Below are 17,890 nucleotides of genomic sequence, written 5' to 3'. Positions count from 1 at the left end.
GACAATAACATCGTTGGGAACACAGAGATCGAATCGATTCGATACACTGGCCGGATGGACACCGCCCTCACCCGCTCCCAGTTCGTGCGCTGGCGCGCCGCGATCTTCGCGATCTTCCTCGCCAGCGGCCTGTCGATCGCGACCTGGGCGTCGCGCGTGCCGGACATCAAGGCGGCCCTGCACATCGACAACGGTCAGATGGGCCTGCTGCTGCTCGGCATGGGCATCTCGTCGATCATCGGCATCTCGACGAGCCCCGCCGTCATGGCGCGCACCGGCGCGCGCCTCGGCATGCTCGTCACGATGCTGAGCTTCGCGATCGGCGTCGGCCTGGTGGGCCTGGGCACCAACGTGCTGGGCTCCGTGCCGGTCGTGGTGGCGGGGCTGGTGCTGTTCGGCCTCGGCAACGGATCGCTGGACGTGATGATGAACGTCGAAGCGACCGCCATCGAGCAGCAGATGGGCAAGACGATCCTGCCGGTGTTCCACGCCTTCTTCAGCCTCGGCACCGTGATCGGCGCCGGGGTGGGAGCTCTCGTGGTGAACCTGGGTCTGAACGTCGCCGCGCACACCCTGATCATCGCCGTGATCATCGCCGTGCTCGCCTTCGCCTGCTGGATGAACGTGCCCAATCGCGAAGCGGCGCTCGACCCGCAGCCCGAGGAGAAGCCGCACTGGCGCGAGCGGATGCACGTCGCGCTCGAGGCCTGGCGCGAGCCGCGCACGTACTTCCTCGGCATCGTGATGCTGGGCATGTCCTTCGCGGAGGGCGGCGCCAACGACTGGCTGGCCCTCGGTGTCTCCGAGGACCACCACGCGGGTCCTGCGCTCGGCGCCGCGGCCCTGGCCACGTTCTCCGTCGCGATGACCGTCGTGCGCCTGTTCGGCGGCCCGCTCGTCGACCGCTTCGGGCGCGTCGTGGTGCTGCGGGTGCTCGCGATCACCGCCGCCGCCGGCATCCTGCTGTTCATCCTGGCGCCGAGCACCCCGCTGGTGTTCGTGGCAGCGGCGCTGTGGGGCGTCGGCGCGTCGCTCGGCTTCCCGCTGGGCATGTCTGCCGCGGCCGACGACCCCGCCAAGGCCGCCGCGCGGGTGAGCGCTGCCGCGACGATCGGCTACATCGCCTTCCTCGGCGGCCCGCCCGTGCTCGGCTTCATCAGCAACCACATCGGCCTGCTCAACACGCTCTACATCCTGGTCGTGCTGGCAGCTCTCTCCGGCTTGTTCTCGGGCGCGGCCCGGCCGCTCCGCGAGGAGGAGAAGGTCTCCGCGGGCTGAGCCCACGCCCGTCTCGGCCGCTGCGGGCGGCGCGTCTGCAGGACCCCGGGACGCGCATCCGTGGATCCGTCCTGCCTCCGTCGCACGATCGTGCAGGTGTTGCGGCGCAGCGGGCTAGGCTCTTCGGGTGCGTCTCGTCATCGCCCGCTGCGCCGTGGACTACTCCGGCCGCCTCAACGCCCATCTGCCCCTCGCCACGCGTCTGCTCGTGCACAAGGGCGACGGCAGCCTGCTCGTGCACTCCGACGGCGGCAGCTACAAGCCGCTGAACTGGATGAGCCCGCCGTGCCGCCTCGAACCGGAGCAGCCGGGGGAGGAGGAGGCATCTGCCGGCGTCACCGAGGTCTGGCGGGTCACCCACCAGAAGACCGGTGACGCGCTGCGCGTGCAGATCTACGAGATCCTGCACGACTCGGCGCATGAGCTGGGCATCGATCCCGGTCTGCAGAAGGACGGCGTCGAGGCGGACCTGCAGCGACTGCTCGCCGAGCAGGTGGAGCGGATCGCCGAGGGAGCCACCCTGGTGCGCCGGGAGTACCCGACCGCCATCGGCCCTGTCGATCTCATGGTGCGTGACGCGGACGGCGCCGCGATCGCCGTCGAGATCAAGCGCCGTGGCGACATCGACGGCGTGGAGCAGCTCACCCGCTATCTCGAGCTGCTCGGCCGGGATCCGCACCTCGCTCCGGTGCAGGGTGTGTTCGCCGCGCAGGAGATCAAGCCCCAGGCGCGCGTGCTGGCCGAGGACCGGGGGATCCGGTGCCTCGTGCTCGACTATGAGGACATGAAGGGCATCGAGTCCGGCATCCCGCGGCTGTTCTGATCCCGTATTCCCCGAAAGGCATGAACGTGGCCGCATCTCCTTACTCCTGCATCCTCTGGGACGTCGACGGCACGATCGCCGACGCATCCGCCGGCATCCTGCCGCGCCTGCTCGAGGTCTTCACGTCCTTCGGGCTGCCCGAGCCCGACGCAGGCGCCCTGTCCCGCTGGATCGGACCGCCGATGTTCGAGTCCTTCCAGGAGTTCGCCGGGATGTCCGCAGAGGATGCGCACCGCGCCGTCCGCGAGTACCGCCGCCTCGCCGCGCGCGACGGCTACGCCGCGAGCGTGCGGATCTATCCGGGAGTGGCCGAGGCGCTGAAGACGGTGAAGGCCGCCGGCATCCCGCAGGCGACGGCCAGCTCGAAGCCGGAGAACCAGGTGCTCGCGATCCTCGAGCACTACGAGCTCATCGACGACTTCGTCGTGGTCGCCGGCGCCCTGCCCGACGCCGCGGGCCTGCACGACGGCAAGGAGGCGGTCCTCCGCCGGGCGCTCGGCCGTCTGGCCGACGCGGGCGTCGACATCAGCCGTCCTGTCCTGATCGGCGACCGCCTCCACGACATCGAGGGTGCGGCCCCGCTCGGCGTGCCCGTGATCTTCGTCACCTGGGGCTTCGGCGAGCCGGGGGAGTCGGCCGGCGCCGTCGCCGAGGTCGCGACCCCCGACGAGCTGCTGCGGATCCTCTTGCCCGCGGCCTGACCGGATCCGCCTGGTCATCCGCGAGACCGAACTTCCGTCCCGAGAGCGACGATCGAATCGTCGGTCTCGGGACGCAGCTTCGGTCTCATGGTCAAGCCGCGCACGTCGAAGCCCGCACAAAGAGAACTCCCCCGGTGCCGAAGCACCGGGGGAGTCTCAGAATTCCGTGTCGCTCAGAGCGGACGGATGTTCTCGGCCTGCAGGCCCTTGGGGCCCTGCGCCACATCGAACTCGACGCGCTGGTTCTCGTCGAGCGAGCGGTAGCCGGAGGATGCAATGGCGGAGTAGTGCGCGAACACGTCAGCTCCACCGTCGTCGGGGGAGATGAAGCCGAAGCCCTTCTCCGAGTTGAACCACTTAACCGTGCCCTGAGTCATGTACTGCCTTCTTGCTTGGGCTTACGCCGGCGCAAACGCGTCGACGATGCTAACGCTATCCGAGTCGGCCCGCATCGCAACACCCCGGATGACAAGGTGACGAAAATGTTGCACGTCTGCGCGACCGCCGGATCCGACCGTCCGCCGCCAGAATCGCCGGTCACGACGGCACAGCGCCGGGAAATGGAGCGGGTCCCCACCGCGGGGGGAGCGATGGGGACCCAGGACGACCGGAGGGTGCGTCTGAGATCAGCATAACCCATCTTCTGAGGTTTTGTCCCCCAAAAGGGGGACAAATCTGCCTCACGGGGATATCATCTCAATACATCGGAATACTGGGGACGAAGCGGCCCCCCCGGGGGATCCATTGGGGACTGGATGCGCCGAGGGGGCCATTGCACGCACTGACCGCCGGTCTCTGGGGAAGACCTTTCCACCTTCGCTGGGGACGTCAGGCGGGAGCGGCCGTCTTCACGTGCGCGCGGTCCACATTAGGCGAGGCCGCGCACCCTGTCCAGAACGGACGGGCGCGCCGATCGGAAAACGCTCTCAATCGTTCAGAGAGCGCCATTCTTCGGCGAGAATCCCGTAGTTCATGCCGTCCATCCACTCTCCGCTGCGGTGCAGCGCCGTACGACGGCTGTGCTCTTCGCGCCGCATTCCCAGCCGCTCCATCATCCGCCACGACGCCTGGTTCGCGGCGAAGCAGCCCGCGCTGACCCGGCGCAGCCCCAGCACGGTGAAACACGCGGCCATCACTGCACGGACCGCCTCGGTCGCGTAGCCGCGGCCCTGCTGCGCGGGATCCATCGCCCAGCCGAGCTCCGCCTGCACGCCCGCAGCCTGCGCACGTACCTCGGCCTGCGACCAGGCGTCCTCGACGCGCACCATGATGTCGCCGATCACGCCAGTGCCCGGCAGTTCCACGAGCAGGGTGATCGCGAGTCGCTCCGGATCCGTGAAGTGCGCGCGGAACTCCTCGGCATCTGCGGGCGCGGTGGTCAGCCACCGGGACACCTCGTCGAGGCGGCGATAGCGCCACACCGCGTCGGAGTCGGCCGGCGTGCTCGCCCGCACGATCAGGCGCTCGGTGCGCAGGGGGAGGGCGAGACGTTCCAGAGCGGAGGAGGTCATGCCTCCAGGCTAGAGTCCGGATCCGACATCCGTGCGGCGCGCACGTCGACGAGTCCGTCCAGGGCCTGCAGCAGACGAGCGGCGCCCGGCCGGTCCGGGGTCGCGCGGGTGTGCACCAGCACGTTCATCGCGGCGAGCACGAGCGACACCGCACGCACGGCCTCGTCGTGGTCGGCCGCCCGTCGCTCGGCGAGTTCGATGAGCTGCTCGCGCACGGATCCCATCCATTGCGAGAAGGCGGGCAGCAGCTCGGGCCGGCGCATGAGCAGCTGCTTGATCCGATGCCGGTCCATGCCCTCGTCCATCGACGAGCCGACGACCTCGCACAGCGCCGGCACGAGCTCGCCACGAGCATGCAGGAAGCGCGTCACCACGTCGTCGGCGGCGCCGGACTCCGGCAGCTTCAGGGCCGCCGCCGCCTTCGAGGGGAAGTAGTTGAAGAAGGTGCGCGGTGAGACATCGACGGCTTCGCAGATCTGCTCGATCGTGGTGCCGTCCAGGCCCTGCTCCTCGACGAGATGCAGCGCCGCCTCATGCAGGGCCTGCCGGGTCTGCTGCTTCTTGCGCTCGCGCCGGCCCTCGCCGACGCGCTCGCTCGCGGCACCCCGGCCGTCGACGGTCTCGATCATGCTCCTCATCCTTCCCGACGGGAGGGCCGGAACGGGAATCCGCCCGTTCCGGCCCATCCGCTCAGGCCTGCTGGGTCCTGATGGTGCCGGTCTCGCTGACACCGGCGGCATCGGCCTGCTCCTGCAGCGCGGAGCGCGTACGCAGCGGCGGAGCCTTGAAGAACCACGTCAGCACGAACGCCAGCATGAGCACGCCGAAACCGACCCAGTAGATGACGTCGATCGCCTTCGTGAAGCCGACCATGAACGGCTTGGTGAGCACCGGATCCGCGCCGTTCAGGAACGACGTGTCGCTCACCGCGCTACTGGATCCGCTCGACGTCTTCGAAGACGCCTTGTTCAGCTCCTTGACGATGTTCGGCACGAGCTGGTCGACCCAATAGCTGCGCTGGTCCTTGTTCGACCAGTCCACGACGACCTTGCCGTCCTGCACCGTCGCGTGCGCCTTGTCGGCGACCGCCTGCAGGGCTGCGGTCTCGGCGGCCGGAGTCGCCTCCGCCACCTTCTGGGCGATCACGGTCTGCGCCGCAGCCGCCGGGAGCTGGCCCGCCGCGACTGCCTGGTTCACTCCGTCGGTGACCTTCTGCGTCACAGCCTGGCCCGCGGCGGTCTTCGCCGCCGTCGCGCCCTTGTCGAGCTGTGCCTGGAAGTTCTGCTCGAGCGGACCCGTGATCGGCGTCCACAGCTGCTTCATGACCGCCTTGTTCTGCTCCTTGCCCGCGACGGCGGGATCCAGAGCTCCGTTCAGCGCGGCCGTCAGCGTCGGCTTGTCGGCCATGCTGTGCGTGATGTTCAGCGGCAGCAGGGTGAACAGGATGGAGAGCATGATCGCGGTGCCCAGCGTTCCACCGATCTGGCGGAAGAAGGTCGCGGCGCTCGTGGCCACACCCATGTCCCTGGCCTCGACGGCGTTCTGGCTCGCCATGACCAGCGACTGCATGAGCTGGCCGAGGCCGAGGCCGACCACGAACATGCCGATCATCATGAACCACACCGGAGTGTTCGAGGAGACGAAGGTCAGCAGCAGGAAGCCGAGGGCCATGATCAGCGTGCCGGTGCGCGGGAAGATGCCGTACTTTCCGGTGCGCGAGGTGATCTGCCCGGCCGCCATCGACGAGCCCATGAGTCCGACCACCATCGGCAGCATCGCGAATCCGGACTCGGTGGGGGTGAGTCCGCCGACGATCTGCATGTACAGCGGGATGGTCATCATGGCACCGAACATGCCGAAGCCGACGAGCACGCCGATCCCGGTCGCCCAGGAGAACGGGCGCGAGTGGAACAGCCGGATCGGGATGATCGCGTCGTCCTTCATCGCGATCTCGATCAGCACGAAGGCGATCACGCCGAGGCCGCCGATCACGTAGCAGGCGATCGCGCCGAACGAGGCCCAGCCCCACTCACGGCCCTGCTCGGCGACGAGCAGCAGCGGCACGAGCGCCACGATCACGGCCGTCGCGCCCCACCAGTCGATCCGGGGGTTCTTGTGCTTGCCGACCTTCGGAAGGTGCAGGAACGCGATCACCATGCCGAGCGCGATCAGGCCGATCGGCAGGTTGATGAGGAACACCCAGCGCCATCCGGAGATCCAGAGGATCTCGTTCGCACCGGCGAACAGGCCGCCGACGAGCGGGCCGATCAGCGAGGAGATGCCGAAGACGGCGAAGAAGTACCCCTGGTACTTCGCCCGCTCACGCGGCGCGAGGATGTCGGCCATGATCGCGAGCGGCAGCGACATCAGCGCGCCCGCGCCGATGCCCTGGACGCCTCGGAACGCCGCGAGCATCAGCATCGACGACGAGAACGTCGCCAGGATGGAGCCGAGGATGAACACCGAGATGCCGAAGATGAACAGCGGCCGGCGACCGAAGATGTCGCTGAGCTTGCCGTAGATCGGCACCGAGATCGTCGACGTGATCAGGTACGCCGTGGTGACCCAGGCCTGCTGGTCGAGACCGTGCAGGTCGTCGCCGATCGTGCGGATCGCGGTGCCGACGATCGTCTGATCGAGAGACGACAGGAACATGCCGGCCATGAGGCCGTAGATGACGAGCAGGATCTGCTTGTGCGTCATGATCGGGGCGTTCTGCGAGCGCTCGGCGCGCGTCGCCCCTGTTGTTGCTGTGGCGGTGGACATGGAGTCCCTTTCACGTGAATCGAGGACGCCGTCGCCCGTCGTCGACACCCGTCGCTTCGAGCGCCGACGTTGGCGGCAAGAATGTTGCAGCCCTGCAAGATTACACGAAAGGAAAGGTTGCGCAAACGCAGAATCGCTATGAGGTTGCTGGATCCTGCGCGGCGGGGCGCTTCGACCGGCTCAGCGACCGCGGGGTCAGTCGGGGTCGCGCAGGAGAGCGCCGCGAGCGGCCACCAGCTGCTCCACGCCCTCCAGCAGCCGCGCCGCTCCCGGACGCTCGCCTCCGGCGGTCCCGTCGTGCACGATCACGCTGAGCGCCGCCATCGTCAGCGCGACCGCGGCCAGCGCCTCCTCGTCAGTCGCCCGCTCGCGCACGAGCGCGAAGTACTGCTCGCGCACGCCTCCCATCCACTGCGCGAACGCGGGCATCAGCTCGGGGCGGCGCAGCACCAGCGCCTTCATGCGCTTGCGCTGCTGCGCGTCATCCATCGAGGCGCCGATGAGCTCGCACAGCGCCGGAACCAGCTCGCCCTCGGCGGCGCGGAAGGCGGCGGCTCCTTCGGGGGAGATCCCGGAGTCCGGCAGATCCAGCGCTGCGGCCGCCTTGGACGGGAAGTAGTTGAAGAAGGTGCGCGGCGAGACGTCCACGGTCTCGCAGATCTGCTCGACCGTGGTGCCGTCGAGGCCCTGCTCGTCGACCAGCTGCAGCGCCGCCTCGTGCAGCGCCAGGCGCGTCTGCTGCTTCTTGCGCTCGCGACGCCCGCAGTTGTCGGCGTGCGGATCCGCCGCCGGTTCTTCGATGCTCGTCATCTCTGTCTCCTCGAGAGCCGGAGCGGGGCTCCGCCCCGGCTCTCGTCAGGCTCTGCTCAGGCCTTGTGGGTCCTGATGCTTCCGGTCTCGGTCATGCCGACCTTGTCGGCCCGTTCCTGCAGGGCGGAGCGGGCGCGCAGCGGCGGAACCTTGAAGAACCAGGTCAGCACGAACGCGAGCAGGATCACGCCGAGGCCGACCCAGTACAGCGTCACGAGCCCCTGGATGAAGCCGATCTTGAACGGCTTGCTGAGCGCCGCGTCCGCCCCCGTCAGGAAGGAGGTGTCGTTCACCGCGGTGCCGGAGGAACCGGATCCGGAGGCGTCGTTCTCCTTTTTCTTGATCCGGTCCTGCAGCGTCGGCACCAGCTGGTCGACCCAGTAGGTGCGCTGGTCGTGGTCGGCCCAGTCGACCGCGACCGTGTCGCCCTGCACCGAGGCGTGCGCCTTCTCCGCGGCCGTGTTCAGCACCTGCTGGTGCGCGGAGGCCTCGGCGGCAGGCGTCGCCTCGGCGACCTTCTGCGCGATCACGGCGGGGGCGGCCTCAGCGGGCAGCTGACCCGCGGCGACGGCCTGGTCCACGCCCGCGGTCACGGCGGTGGTGACGGCGTCGCGGGCCGCGGACTTGGCCTTCGCGTCACCCTCCGCCACGCCCTTGTCGAGCTGCGCCTGAACGCCCTCGGTCAGCGGACCGACGACTCCGCTCCACTGCTGCTTCATGATCGCCGCGTTCTCGCTCTTGGACGACGTCGCCGGATCCAGCGCGGCGTCGAGCGCCGCGGTCAGGTTGGCCTTGTCCTCGGTCGCGTGCAGGATGTTGGTCGGCAGCATCGAGAACAGCACCGACAGCATGACAGCCGTGCCCAGCGTTCCGCCGATCTGGCGGAAGAACGTGGCAGCGCTCGAGGCGACGCCCATCTCGTGCGGGTCGACCGAGTTCTGGCTCGCGAGCGTCAGCGGCTGCATGAGCTGGCCGAGACCGAGACCGAGCACGAACATGCCGGCGAAGATCTGCCACAGGGGCGTCTCGTAGCGGATGAGCGTGAGGGAGAGGAAGCCGACGGCGGTGAAGAGCGTGCCGAGGACCGGGAAGATGCGGTACCTGCCGGTGCGTGCGGTGATCTGTCCCGAGACCAGCGACGCGATGATGAGGCCGAGGATCAGCGGCAGCATCGACAGCCCCGACTCGGTCGGGTTCATGCCGACGACGATCTGCATGTACAGCGGGATCGTCATCATGGCGCCGAACATCGCGAAGCCCACGAGGACGCCGAGCACGGTGGCCATCGCGAACGTGCCGGAGCGGAACAGCTTCAGCGGGATGATCGCGTCCTCTTTCATGAGGGCTTCGATCACGATGAACGCCACGAGGCCGAGCCCGCCGATCGCGTAGCAGGCGATCGCGGCGACCGAGTCCCAGCCCCAGGTGCGGCCCTGCTCGACGACGATGAGCAGCGGCACGAGGGCGACGATCACGGCGGCGGCGCCCCACCAGTCGATGCGCGGGCCCTTGTGCTTGCCGACCTTGGGTAGGTGCAGGAACGTGATCACCATGAACAGGGCGAACAGGCCCAGCGGGATGTTGATGAGGAAGGTCCAGCGCCAGCCGTCGATCCAGAGGATCTCTTTCGCACCGGCGAAGAGGCCGCCGACCAGCGGGCCGATCACGGTCGCGATGCCGAACACCGCGAAGAAGTAGCCCTGATATTTGGCACGCTCCCGCGGAGCGAGGATGTCGCCCATGATCGCGAGCGGGAGTGCCATCAGCGCGCCGGCGCCGATGCCCTGGAACGCGCGGAACGCGGCCAGCATCATCATCGAGGTCGAGAACGCGGAGAGCGTGGAGCCCAGGATGAAGATGACGATGCCGAGGATGAACAGCGGGCGGCGGCCGAAGATGTCGCTGAGCTTGCCGTAGATCGGCACGGCGATGGTCGACGTGATGAGGAACGCGGTCGTCACCCAGGCCTGCTGGTCGAGGCCGTGCAGGTCGTCACCGATCGTGCGGATCGCGGTGCCGAACACGGTCTGCGCGAGCGACGACAGGAACATGCCGCTCATCAGGCCGTAGATCACCAGCATGATCTGCTTGTGGGTCATGATCGGCTTCGGCGCGTGCGCGATGGGCGCCTCGACCGTCGTGACGGTGTCGGTGGCGGTTGCCATACAGGTCCTTCCAGGAGAACGGGGGATGGAGCGGTGCGGATCCTGCCCGCGGACTTCATCGATCGACGCGAGCGCCGACGCCGGCGCAAAACTTGCAACCCTGCAATGTTACACCTTTGCAAGCTTTCCTGCACGCACGGATTCGGATCCGTTGTGCCGGGCCGGTTGTCGGAGGCTTCGGCGACGATGGAGGCATGACGGACGGCTACGACCCCGGGTTCCTCGCGACGACCGTGCCTCTTCCTCGCCCTGGTCACCAGGTGCGCGAACTCGCGTACCCGCGATTCACCGTGCTGCTGGACCCCGAGCGTCGGCTGGCAGCGTCGACCGGCGTGAACATCGACGGTGCGACCTTGCGCGACTTGCCGCGCACGGGCGAGTGGCGGCTCGATCCGCGGGTCGGCGAGGATGAGCAGACCGGCCCGGCCGTCTACGCCCGCAACGACCTCGATCGTGGTCATCTGGTGCGCCGGCGAGATCCGGGCTGGGGCGAGACCGGTGACGCGCGCGCGGCGATGGAGGCCACCTTCGTCTACCCCAACGCGGCGCCGCAGGCCGCGAACTTCAACCAGGGACCGGAGCTCTGGCTGGGCCTCGAGGACCATGTGCTGACCTATGCGGAGGCGACGGCGCAGCGCCTCTCGGTGTTCACGGCGCCGGTCCTGGCCGAGGATGACCCGCCCTACCGCGGCATCCGGATCCCGCTGCGCTTCTGGAAGATCGCAGCGTGGGACACGGCGGGTTCGCTCGCGGCGGCGGGATTCGTGCTCGATCAGTCCGACCTGGTCGACACCAGGGACGGCCTGCTCGCGACGGCGCCGCTCGGCGGGTTCCGCACGTTCCAGGTGCCGGTCTCCGAGATCGCGACCCTCGCCGGCGTCGACGTCGGGCCTCTGGAGTCCGCCGACGTGCTCGCGACGCGGACGGTCCGCCCGGGCGAGTGGCGTCTGCTCCACGCGCTCGACGACGTCGTGGTCTGACCAACCCGACCGCGGACGGAAACGGGCGGACGGAACATCCGCCCGCCGAGGCGATCAGCCGGCCACGCGCTCCCGTGCGGCGCGAAGAATGCGGAACCAGGTGCGTCTGCTCACGTTGAGCGCCATGAGGCACTCCTCCTCGCTCGTGCGCGTGCCGAGGTGGACGAGCTCGAGCGCCCGCCGTTGACGACGGTCCTCCGCGCCCGCTCCGAACACCTCGTCGAGCCGGGCGGTGAGTGCGGCGATCCGCACGGGGTCGTCGTCTTCGGCGAGAAGCAGACCGGCGTCGATCGAGCGCGGCACGAACCCGAGTTCGCCGAGCACCATCGCCTCCACGTTGCCGATCGCCCCGAACGGGCGGAAGTCGCTCAGCGCCACGGGCCGCGGAAGGGGACCCGTGACCTCGCTCGCGATGCTCGACGGCACGGGCGGTCGGCGATCCGGCTCGGGGTAGTGGATCAACATCGACTGCATGTCGCCGACGCCGTGCTGCAGCATGAAGGCGCCGCTGCCGAGCCGCGCCGCCTCCGCCGCGTCGCGCGCAGGACCGTCGGCGAAGAGCACGACGCCGGCGAATGACCGAGCCGGATCCGCGTCTGTGCGTTCCGCGGCGAGCGCCAGGCTCCTCGCGATGGCGCCGGGCGCCGGCCCCGAGTCCCGTTCATGCGACCTCCGCGGATCCGGCTGCCTCATCGGCGCGGCGGTGTGCGCAAGCTCCCGCACCGCGACGAAACGCGTCACCATCACGGCCTCGCCGTCGCGGCGGCGGATCAACAGCAGGCCCTCAGGCCGCTGCAACCAGTCGAGCACCTCACCCCAGTCCGCGCCGTCGTCGAAGCCATGGTGGCGCCCGAAACGCTCGAGCTCACCCGGATGCAGGCGATTGTCGGCGTAGTACTCGTCGCTGGGATCGTTGCCGATCGCGGCCCGCAGCTCGGCGCTCTCCAGCAGCCGGGACAGCCGCAGCAGCGCCCCCATGTCGCCGAGCCTCGCACGCGCGGCGAGGTGCTCGGCGATGCGCCGCGAAAGCGCGGCCGCCCGCGCCGGGGCCGTGCTGCGCAGGTGTTCGCGGATCGACGCGGCGAGGACCGTGTGCAGCGCGATGTCGTCTCCGAGACGCTCCACGACGGGCAGTGCGGCGAGGCGCCGCAGGCCGTCGCGAGTGGCCTGCCCGGGAAGGGCGGCGCTCAGCAGGCGAGCGTCGACAGTGCGGGCGAGAGCAGCGACCTCGAGAACGTCGCGGGATACGTCGAGGATCGGCTGTCCGACGAGCCACTGCGTCAGCCGCTGCTCGAGCGCGGCTGAGCTCGGGCCGTCGGTGCGACCTGCGGGAGCGCTGGCGGCGACCGTCAGGGCGAGCGGGGATCCCTGCGCCCATTCCACGATCTCCGCGACCTGCGCCTCATCCATTCCCCGCGAGCGCAGCAGCTCGGCGGAGTGCTCGTCGGTGAGGGGGCGCAGCGGCAGTCCGACGACGATCGCGTCCAGCCCCGCGCTGCGCCACGACGGGGAGGGTCCCTTGCGGCCCGCGACCAGAAGGCAGCTGGTGTCGGCGAGCTCGTCCAGCAGCCGGTCGCGCAGCACGTCGAGGCGCGGACCGAGTGCATCCGCCTCGTCGATCACGACACACCGCCGCACGGCGCTACCGGACATGACGACCTCGACCGCGTGCTCGAGTTCGGGCGGCAGGGTGCGTGCATCGATCCGCGACGTGCGCAGTCCCCGGCGATCCGCGAGCGCGGCGGCGGCCCGCAGCAATGTCGATTTGCCGATGCCGCCGGGTCCGTGCACGAACAGGATCCGGCTCGGCGTGTCAGCGTCGAGCAGGTCCGCGACCGTGGCCATCTCCGGATCCCGGCCGACGAAGCGCGCGGCGTCGGATTCCTCTGCAGCGGCGCGCAACGACCGTGGGCTCACGGGACGAACGTAGTGGACGGGAGCACGCGTGCGGAAGGCCGGGACGACACGGGCTTCGAGGGCGGGTGACCGAGTGCGCGGCGCACGCTCAGCCCGGTCGTCGTCAGCCGCGTCCTGGGTCGCGTCGCCGTGACCGCTGAGCTCCACGATGTCCGTCAGCCCCGCGGCCCGACAGCGCCTCGCCCCTCAACCCCGCCTTCGACGACGGCCCCGCAGCAGCCCGGCTCCGGCCAGCAGCGCGAGCGCACCGATGACCACCGCCGCGACCGGGAGCGCCGCCCCGGTGCCCGGCAGGTCACCGCCTCCGTGATCTGCCTGTGCCGGGAGGGAGGGAACGGGCGTCTGCGGCGACGACGGTTCCGGGCTCGGGCTCGGTCCGGAGTCGAGTGCGCGTGTGATGAGGATCGTCACGGATGCCGGGGAGACGACCGTGCGCGTCCCGGAAGCGGGGGTCAGCGCGACAGTCAGCACGTGCCCCTGTTCTGCTGAGGCGGCCGCAGTCAGCAAGGCCGTCGGGACAGTGATGGTGCCGCGGCCGCCGCCCTCACGGCCGCCCGCGAGGGTCACGGTTCCGACGGAGGCGGTGTAGTCGGTTCCCGCCCGGGCGGTGGCATCGACGGTGTGCCACTCCACGGCGACCGACTCGTCAGCCGGTACGAGCGGCGAGGCGATCTCGATCTCGGCTGTGTCGCCTGCGGCGACGACGACGCTGCGGGCCCGTAGCGTGACCGGGTCGTCGTCGGCGATCGTCAGGGATCCGGTCACGGGGAGGATCACGGATGCGGCATCCGGAGCGACTGGGGCCGCGGTCATCGTCAGAGCGCGGTTCGGCTGGGGCACGGTGTTGCCGAGCAGCACGAGCGGCGCGGTTGCAGTCGTGCTGCCGGCCGGCACCGGAACCGTGACGTCGAGCGGCTTGTAGTCGGTTCCCGCGGTCGCCGTGCCGTCGGCGGCGGTCACGCGCACGCGGAGATCCACCGCTGCCGGCCGGGAGAGCCGGACCGTCACGGGCGCCGCGGTCAGAGCGTCGTCGCCCTCTGCGATCGAGGAGGGTTCGAGAGAGAGCTCGGGAGCCGGATCCGCGTCGGTGATCGTGATGTCGGCGACGTCCTCGCCGAGGATCGCGTTCGCGGACACTCCGGTGAGCATCACCTGTGCGTGCCGATCCGCACCCCACACTCCATCGGGTGCGGGCAGCGTCAGCGGGAGGTCGACGCGGGTCTGGCCGGCGGGCACGGTGACATCGCCAGTCGCGTCGCCGAAGCGCCAGGACACGACGAGATCACCCGACGCGGGCCGGTCCAGCACCACGCCGGCCGTGGCTGCGCCGCCCTCAGGACCCGTGGCGCCCGACGCCGACACCCTCACGTCGGGCTGCGGCGGCACCCATCCCGACGCGGCCACCGTGGCCGAGGGGAGCACCAGCGCATACCCGTCCCACGTGGCCAGGCTGCTCTGCAGCACGAAACCGTCGATCAGCGCAGGCGCCGGGGTGCCCCAACCACCCTGCCCGGGGTGGCCGGACGACCCCGCGGTTCCCTCACCCCAGGTGAGCAGTGTGCCATCGGCGCGGCGGAGGTGCATCGTCGGCCACGTCGTCTCCAGATCCACCGCCGCGGCCCCCGGCGGGAGTGGCGCCTCGAACAGCTTCCAGCCGGGGCAAGTCTGAGGCGTGCAGCCGTCGAGGTCGAGAGCGAGTCCGGTCGACGCCTTGACCCAGAGCTTTCCGGATGCCGTGACGACCCAGAACTCGTCGGAGCTCTGCGTCACTGCGACGTCCACCGCCGGATCCGCAGGTCCGAAGTCGCCGAACGGGACCACCTGGTTGCTGGGCGCCTGCGCGGGGCCCGGCATGTCCGCCCCGCAGGCCAGGACGCGCCCGTCCGCGAGCCGGAACATCGCGGCGCCGTCGTTGTTGCTGCCGCCGATGGCCTGCACGAGTCCCGGCAGCGCCGCCGTCAAGGCCGGCTCAACCACCGCGGTGTAGCTGATCGGCCGATACCCCGGGGTCCCGGCGCACTGCCGCCGACCCCACTGCAGCAGGGTCCCGTCGGCCTGCTGCGCCAGCCCCGACCCGCCGAGGTTCCACACCTTCACCACGTTGCTCAGCGGATCCGGCGCCCCGTCACCGTCGGTGTCGGGGCCGAGCACGTAGTCCGGGTAGTTGCGGCAGTTCAGGGCCGCTCCGGCACCGAGCTGCCCGTCGGTCGTCGCGCTTCCCTCGCAGCCCACCGACGCGACATGACCATCGGAGAGCAGCAGGAACACGGCCGGCACCAGATAGGTGGTCTCGGTGATCGCCGTCACGCCGCCGAGCTCCCCGGACTCGCTGCCGAGGCCGTACATCGGTCCGTAATTCGTGCCGGGCAGCCGGGTGATGGACCCGTTGCCGTCGCCCCAGCCCCACACCGTGCCATCGCTGCGCAGTGCGTTGCCTCCCACCATGAAGCCCGAGATCTGCACCGCGTCCGTGATTCCCATCGGTGCCGGGACATCGGCGGCTCCGCCCCGCGCGTTGCCACGGTAGTCGCCCCAGGTCCACACCTCACCGCCCGTCCCGAGATTCGCCGGCTGGTCGGCGGTCGCGGTGTTGCAGTCGTCGTCCCGGCCGTTGTACAGCACCTCTACCTGACCCGGATGCACGGACGCATCATGGTCGTCGCAGTCGGCGACCGCGTTGTCCGCCCAGCCGTCGTGGTCTCGATCGGGGTCGTTCACCTGCCAGCGCCAGGCCTGCTCGGCGATGTTTCCGGGATGCGGATCCTGCACCTGCACGCTCACCGTATGCGGCCCGCGATCGCCACCCGCCGGGGTGAGCGTCAGTGTCGGCCCGTTCCCGGTCTGCACGGCGCCATCGACGAACCAGTCGTAGCGCAGGGCCTCACCCTCGGGGTCGGTCGCCTGCACGGTGAAGGTCTGCTCGTCACCCACTGCCGTGGTGGCGTAGGCGCGCCCGTCGATCCCTGCCGGATCGAAGCCGTCGATCCGCGGAGCGCCGTTCGCCGCTGTCACGTCGACCAGCGCGTGCGCGGTGACCGCCGGGCCGTCGCCGACCGTTGCCTTCGCCGCGACGAACCGATGGCCGGCGATGGCGAACGTCACCGTTGCGGACGCTCCGGTCGCATCGTCGAATGCGCCGTCGCCGTCCAGATCCCAGCTCACTGTCGCACCCACGTTCGCGCTCGCGGCCAGGGTCACAGGCGCACCGACCGTCGCTCCCGTCGCACCCGTCAGACGCAGGGTCGGCGCGGCGGCGGATCCGACGATTCCGTCAGCCAGCCGTCGCAGCGTCGTCGCCGTGCTGCGCAGCTGGTCGGACTCGGCGCTCTGCCCGTTCACGACGGCGCTCACCGGCCCGAGGTTCGACAGCGGCGCGCAGTTCAGGCCGCCAGGGACGATGCCATTCGCGCGCACCTCGTCGAGCCACGCGGATCGGGCCGAACCCGCGTTGCCCCAGTTGCGCAGGGCCTGGTTCTCGGCAGGGGTGATCCCGCTGCCGTTCGCCCCGTTCAGCCCGCCGAGCAGGCGCCGCGCGTCGGCGCATTCGTCCTGCGTGATCGCGGTGAGGTCGGGGATCGCGGTCTGCACCGCGTCGAACCACCCCTGCATCAGCGCGGCGGTGACGGGTGCGGCGTCCGCGATGGTGTCGGCCAGATTCGCCGCAGAGCGTGCCTGGGCCACGGCCGCCGCGGTATCGCCCGCGGCCTGGGCGCCCTGATAGCGCTCTAGCGCGGCCAGCAGTGCGGTCCGCATCAGCTGCTCGCGTTCCAGTGCGGTCGCGAACTCGCTCAGCCGGTCGAAGACCGGACCGTCGCCCTGGGTCTGCGGGATCGGCAGGTCGGGCTGCACCGCCGAGGACGCGGAGGTGTAGTCGGTGCGCGGGGGGTCGGCATAGATCCCGAAGAACGTCTTGGCTTGGTTCGCGATGAGGTTCTTGGCCCCGGACGTGACGAAGGTGCGCACCGGGGATCCGTCCAGCCCCCAGTACGAGGAGATCAAACCGAAGCAGGCACCGGCGTCGTCGCCATGGCATCGGGCGGCATCCTTGATCCGCCCGGTCTGTTCGATCCAGGTGGAGATCGCCGGGGAGTCCACCCAGATGTTGATGACTTCCAGGCAGCCGTGCAGCGCGTCCTCCAGTTCTTCGCCGTGCTCGAATGCGGCGGTGCCGCAGCCGGCAGCCTTGTCGACGTTCAGGAGGGTGTCGAACAGCTTCGCGATCTCCTGCCAGTTGCCCCATTGGGTGCGGGCATTGTTCTTCAGCTCCAGGATGGACTGATCGATCGCGGGCAGGACGGGCGGGAATGCGACGCTGATCGTGTCGCTCAGGAGCGTGTCGGACGCGGCGTTGAAGACACCGTTCTGGCAGGTGTCGATGACGATCGAGTACTCCCCCTCCGGCAGGGATCCGCTGGGCTGGGTGATCGCGAGGATCTCGTCCACGAACGTGCCCCCCGCCTGCACGATCGTGGTGGGCGTGCCGGAGGCGTCGATCAGCGCGTCGCCGTCGGAGGGTTCATGGTTCGCGGCGACGACGTAGACGTCCGCCGCCGGGTAGACGAAATCGTCGATCCCGCCGGCGTTCGCCGGCGCCGAGCAGTTGTTGAAGTACCGCAGCCGCCCGTCGATGCGCAGCACATCGTTCGGCCCCAGAGTGGCGTGCGCCTCGCCGCTGCTGAAGCGGATCGAATCCTCATCGGCGTGCGCGGGGGAGGACGGTACGACCACGATGCCGGTGACGATCGCCGCCAGCAGCAGCACTACTCCCGTCGATCGAGCGCTCTGCCTGCTTCGCCCCGTCACTCGCCCTCGTTCCCGTTCGTCGCACGTCCCGCCGCATCGCCGGATCCCGGGTCCGGCGATCCCCCCGCACCCCGCTCGACGCGTTCCCGAGCGCCGATCCAGGGCACGACAGACGTTAGCGGCGCGACTCGGGGCG

The 17,890-nt window shown here is 69.8% G+C and carries 12 protein-coding genes; 4 read left to right on the top strand and 8 right to left on the bottom strand.

Translation table 11 applies throughout. From position 1 onward, the window contains the following. The first annotated feature begins 54 nt into the window (after window positions 1-54). From AC1DCT_RS11410 to AC1DCT_RS11400, 3 genes are all read left to right on the top strand, one after another. On the top strand, window positions 55-1,278 hold the full coding sequence (locus tag AC1DCT_RS11410) for an MFS transporter (RefSeq protein ID WP_440732772.1): 1,224 nt from the start codon (window positions 55-57) through the stop codon (window positions 1,276-1,278). Window positions 1,279-1,405: 127 nt separating this feature from the next. Beyond that, entirely contained in the window at window positions 1,406-2,101 is a 696-nt protein-coding gene (gene nucS, locus AC1DCT_RS11405) for an endonuclease NucS (RefSeq protein WP_441976552.1), read from the top strand. Between the two features lie 26 nt (window positions 2,102-2,127). Further along, a complete protein-coding gene (locus tag AC1DCT_RS11400; RefSeq protein WP_477429243.1) occupies window positions 2,128-2,802 on the top strand; it encodes an HAD hydrolase-like protein in 675 nt (224 codons plus the stop codon). 173 nt (window positions 2,803-2,975) lie between these two features. On the opposite strand, the gene AC1DCT_RS11395 is transcribed toward AC1DCT_RS11400, so the two are convergent. The 6 genes from AC1DCT_RS11395 to AC1DCT_RS11370 all read right to left on the bottom strand — a co-directional run bounded on the left by AC1DCT_RS11395 (window position 2,976) and on the right by AC1DCT_RS11370 (window position 10,054). Beyond that, complete coding sequence (locus tag AC1DCT_RS11395) at window positions 2,976-3,179, bottom strand: cold-shock protein (RefSeq protein ID WP_045250254.1); 204 nt, start codon at window positions 3,177-3,179, stop codon at window positions 2,976-2,978. Between the two features lie 549 nt (window positions 3,180-3,728). After that, entirely contained in the window at window positions 3,729-4,313 is a 585-nt protein-coding gene (locus AC1DCT_RS11390) for a GNAT family N-acetyltransferase (RefSeq protein WP_477429241.1), read from the bottom strand. Further along, entirely contained in the window at window positions 4,310-4,942 is a 633-nt protein-coding gene (locus AC1DCT_RS11385; RefSeq protein ID WP_477229965.1) for a TetR/AcrR family transcriptional regulator, read from the bottom strand. The genes AC1DCT_RS11390 and AC1DCT_RS11385 overlap by 4 nt, the downstream gene beginning before the upstream one ends. A gap of 61 nt (window positions 4,943-5,003) precedes the next feature. Continuing rightward, the gene (locus AC1DCT_RS11380; protein ID WP_477429240.1) at window positions 5,004-7,079 is read right to left on the bottom strand and encodes an MDR family MFS transporter; all 2,076 of its coding nucleotides are present in this window, start codon (window positions 7,077-7,079) and stop codon (window positions 5,004-5,006) included. A gap of 195 nt (window positions 7,080-7,274) precedes the next feature. Then, entirely contained in the window at window positions 7,275-7,889 is a 615-nt protein-coding gene (locus AC1DCT_RS11375; RefSeq protein WP_441976547.1) for a TetR/AcrR family transcriptional regulator, read from the bottom strand. 56 nt (window positions 7,890-7,945) lie between these two features. Further along, the gene (locus tag AC1DCT_RS11370; protein WP_477429238.1) at window positions 7,946-10,054 is read right to left on the bottom strand and encodes an MDR family MFS transporter; all 2,109 of its coding nucleotides are present in this window, start codon (window positions 10,052-10,054) and stop codon (window positions 7,946-7,948) included. A 194-nt stretch (window positions 10,055-10,248) separates the two neighbouring features. On the opposite strand from AC1DCT_RS11370, the gene AC1DCT_RS11365 reads away from it, so the two are divergent. Next, the gene (locus AC1DCT_RS11365; protein WP_440732764.1) at window positions 10,249-11,034 is read left to right on the top strand and encodes a DNA/RNA non-specific endonuclease; all 786 of its coding nucleotides are present in this window, start codon (window positions 10,249-10,251) and stop codon (window positions 11,032-11,034) included. Between the two features lie 54 nt (window positions 11,035-11,088). Here AC1DCT_RS11365 and AC1DCT_RS11360 read toward each other — a convergent pair whose 3' ends face one another. Further along, a complete protein-coding gene (locus AC1DCT_RS11360; protein WP_477429236.1) occupies window positions 11,089-12,951 on the bottom strand; it encodes an AAA family ATPase in 1,863 nt (620 codons plus the stop codon). 186 nt (window positions 12,952-13,137) lie between these two features. After that, on the bottom strand, window positions 13,138-17,754 hold the full coding sequence (locus tag AC1DCT_RS11355) for a Calx-beta domain-containing protein (protein ID WP_477429234.1): 4,617 nt from the start codon (window positions 17,752-17,754) through the stop codon (window positions 13,138-13,140). Window positions 17,755-17,890 lie beyond the last annotated feature (136 nt).

Source organism: Microbacterium sp. 10L49 (assembly GCF_056395125.1).
The sequence above is the reverse complement of the archived record's forward strand: the minus strand, read 5'-3'. Positions and strand labels throughout refer to the sequence as shown.

Bases quoted from the DNA above. Each gene is read 5' to 3' on its own strand.
- AC1DCT_RS11410 (WP_440732772.1), top strand. From the start codon at position 55: ATGGACACCGCCCTCACCCGCTCCCAGTTCGTGCGCTGGCGCGCCGCG.
- AC1DCT_RS11395 (WP_045250254.1), bottom strand. From the start codon at position 3,179: ATGACTCAGGGCACGGTTAAGTGGTTCAACTCGGAGAAGGGCTTCGGC.
- AC1DCT_RS11390 (WP_477429241.1), bottom strand. From the start codon at position 4,313: ATGACCTCCTCCGCTCTGGAACGTCTCGCCCTCCCCCTGCGCACCGAG.
- AC1DCT_RS11385 (WP_477229965.1), bottom strand. From the start codon at position 4,942: ATGATCGAGACCGTCGACGGCCGGGGTGCCGCGAGCGAGCGCGTCGGC.
- AC1DCT_RS11380 (WP_477429240.1), bottom strand. From the start codon at position 7,079: ATGTCCACCGCCACAGCAACAACAGGGGCGACGCGCGCCGAGCGCTCG.
- AC1DCT_RS11375 (WP_441976547.1), bottom strand. From the start codon at position 7,889: ATGACGAGCATCGAAGAACCGGCGGCGGATCCGCACGCCGACAACTGC.
- AC1DCT_RS11370 (WP_477429238.1), bottom strand. From the start codon at position 10,054: ATGGCAACCGCCACCGACACCGTCACGACGGTCGAGGCGCCCATCGCG.
- AC1DCT_RS11365 (WP_440732764.1), top strand. From the start codon at position 10,249: ATGACGGACGGCTACGACCCCGGGTTCCTCGCGACGACCGTGCCTCTT.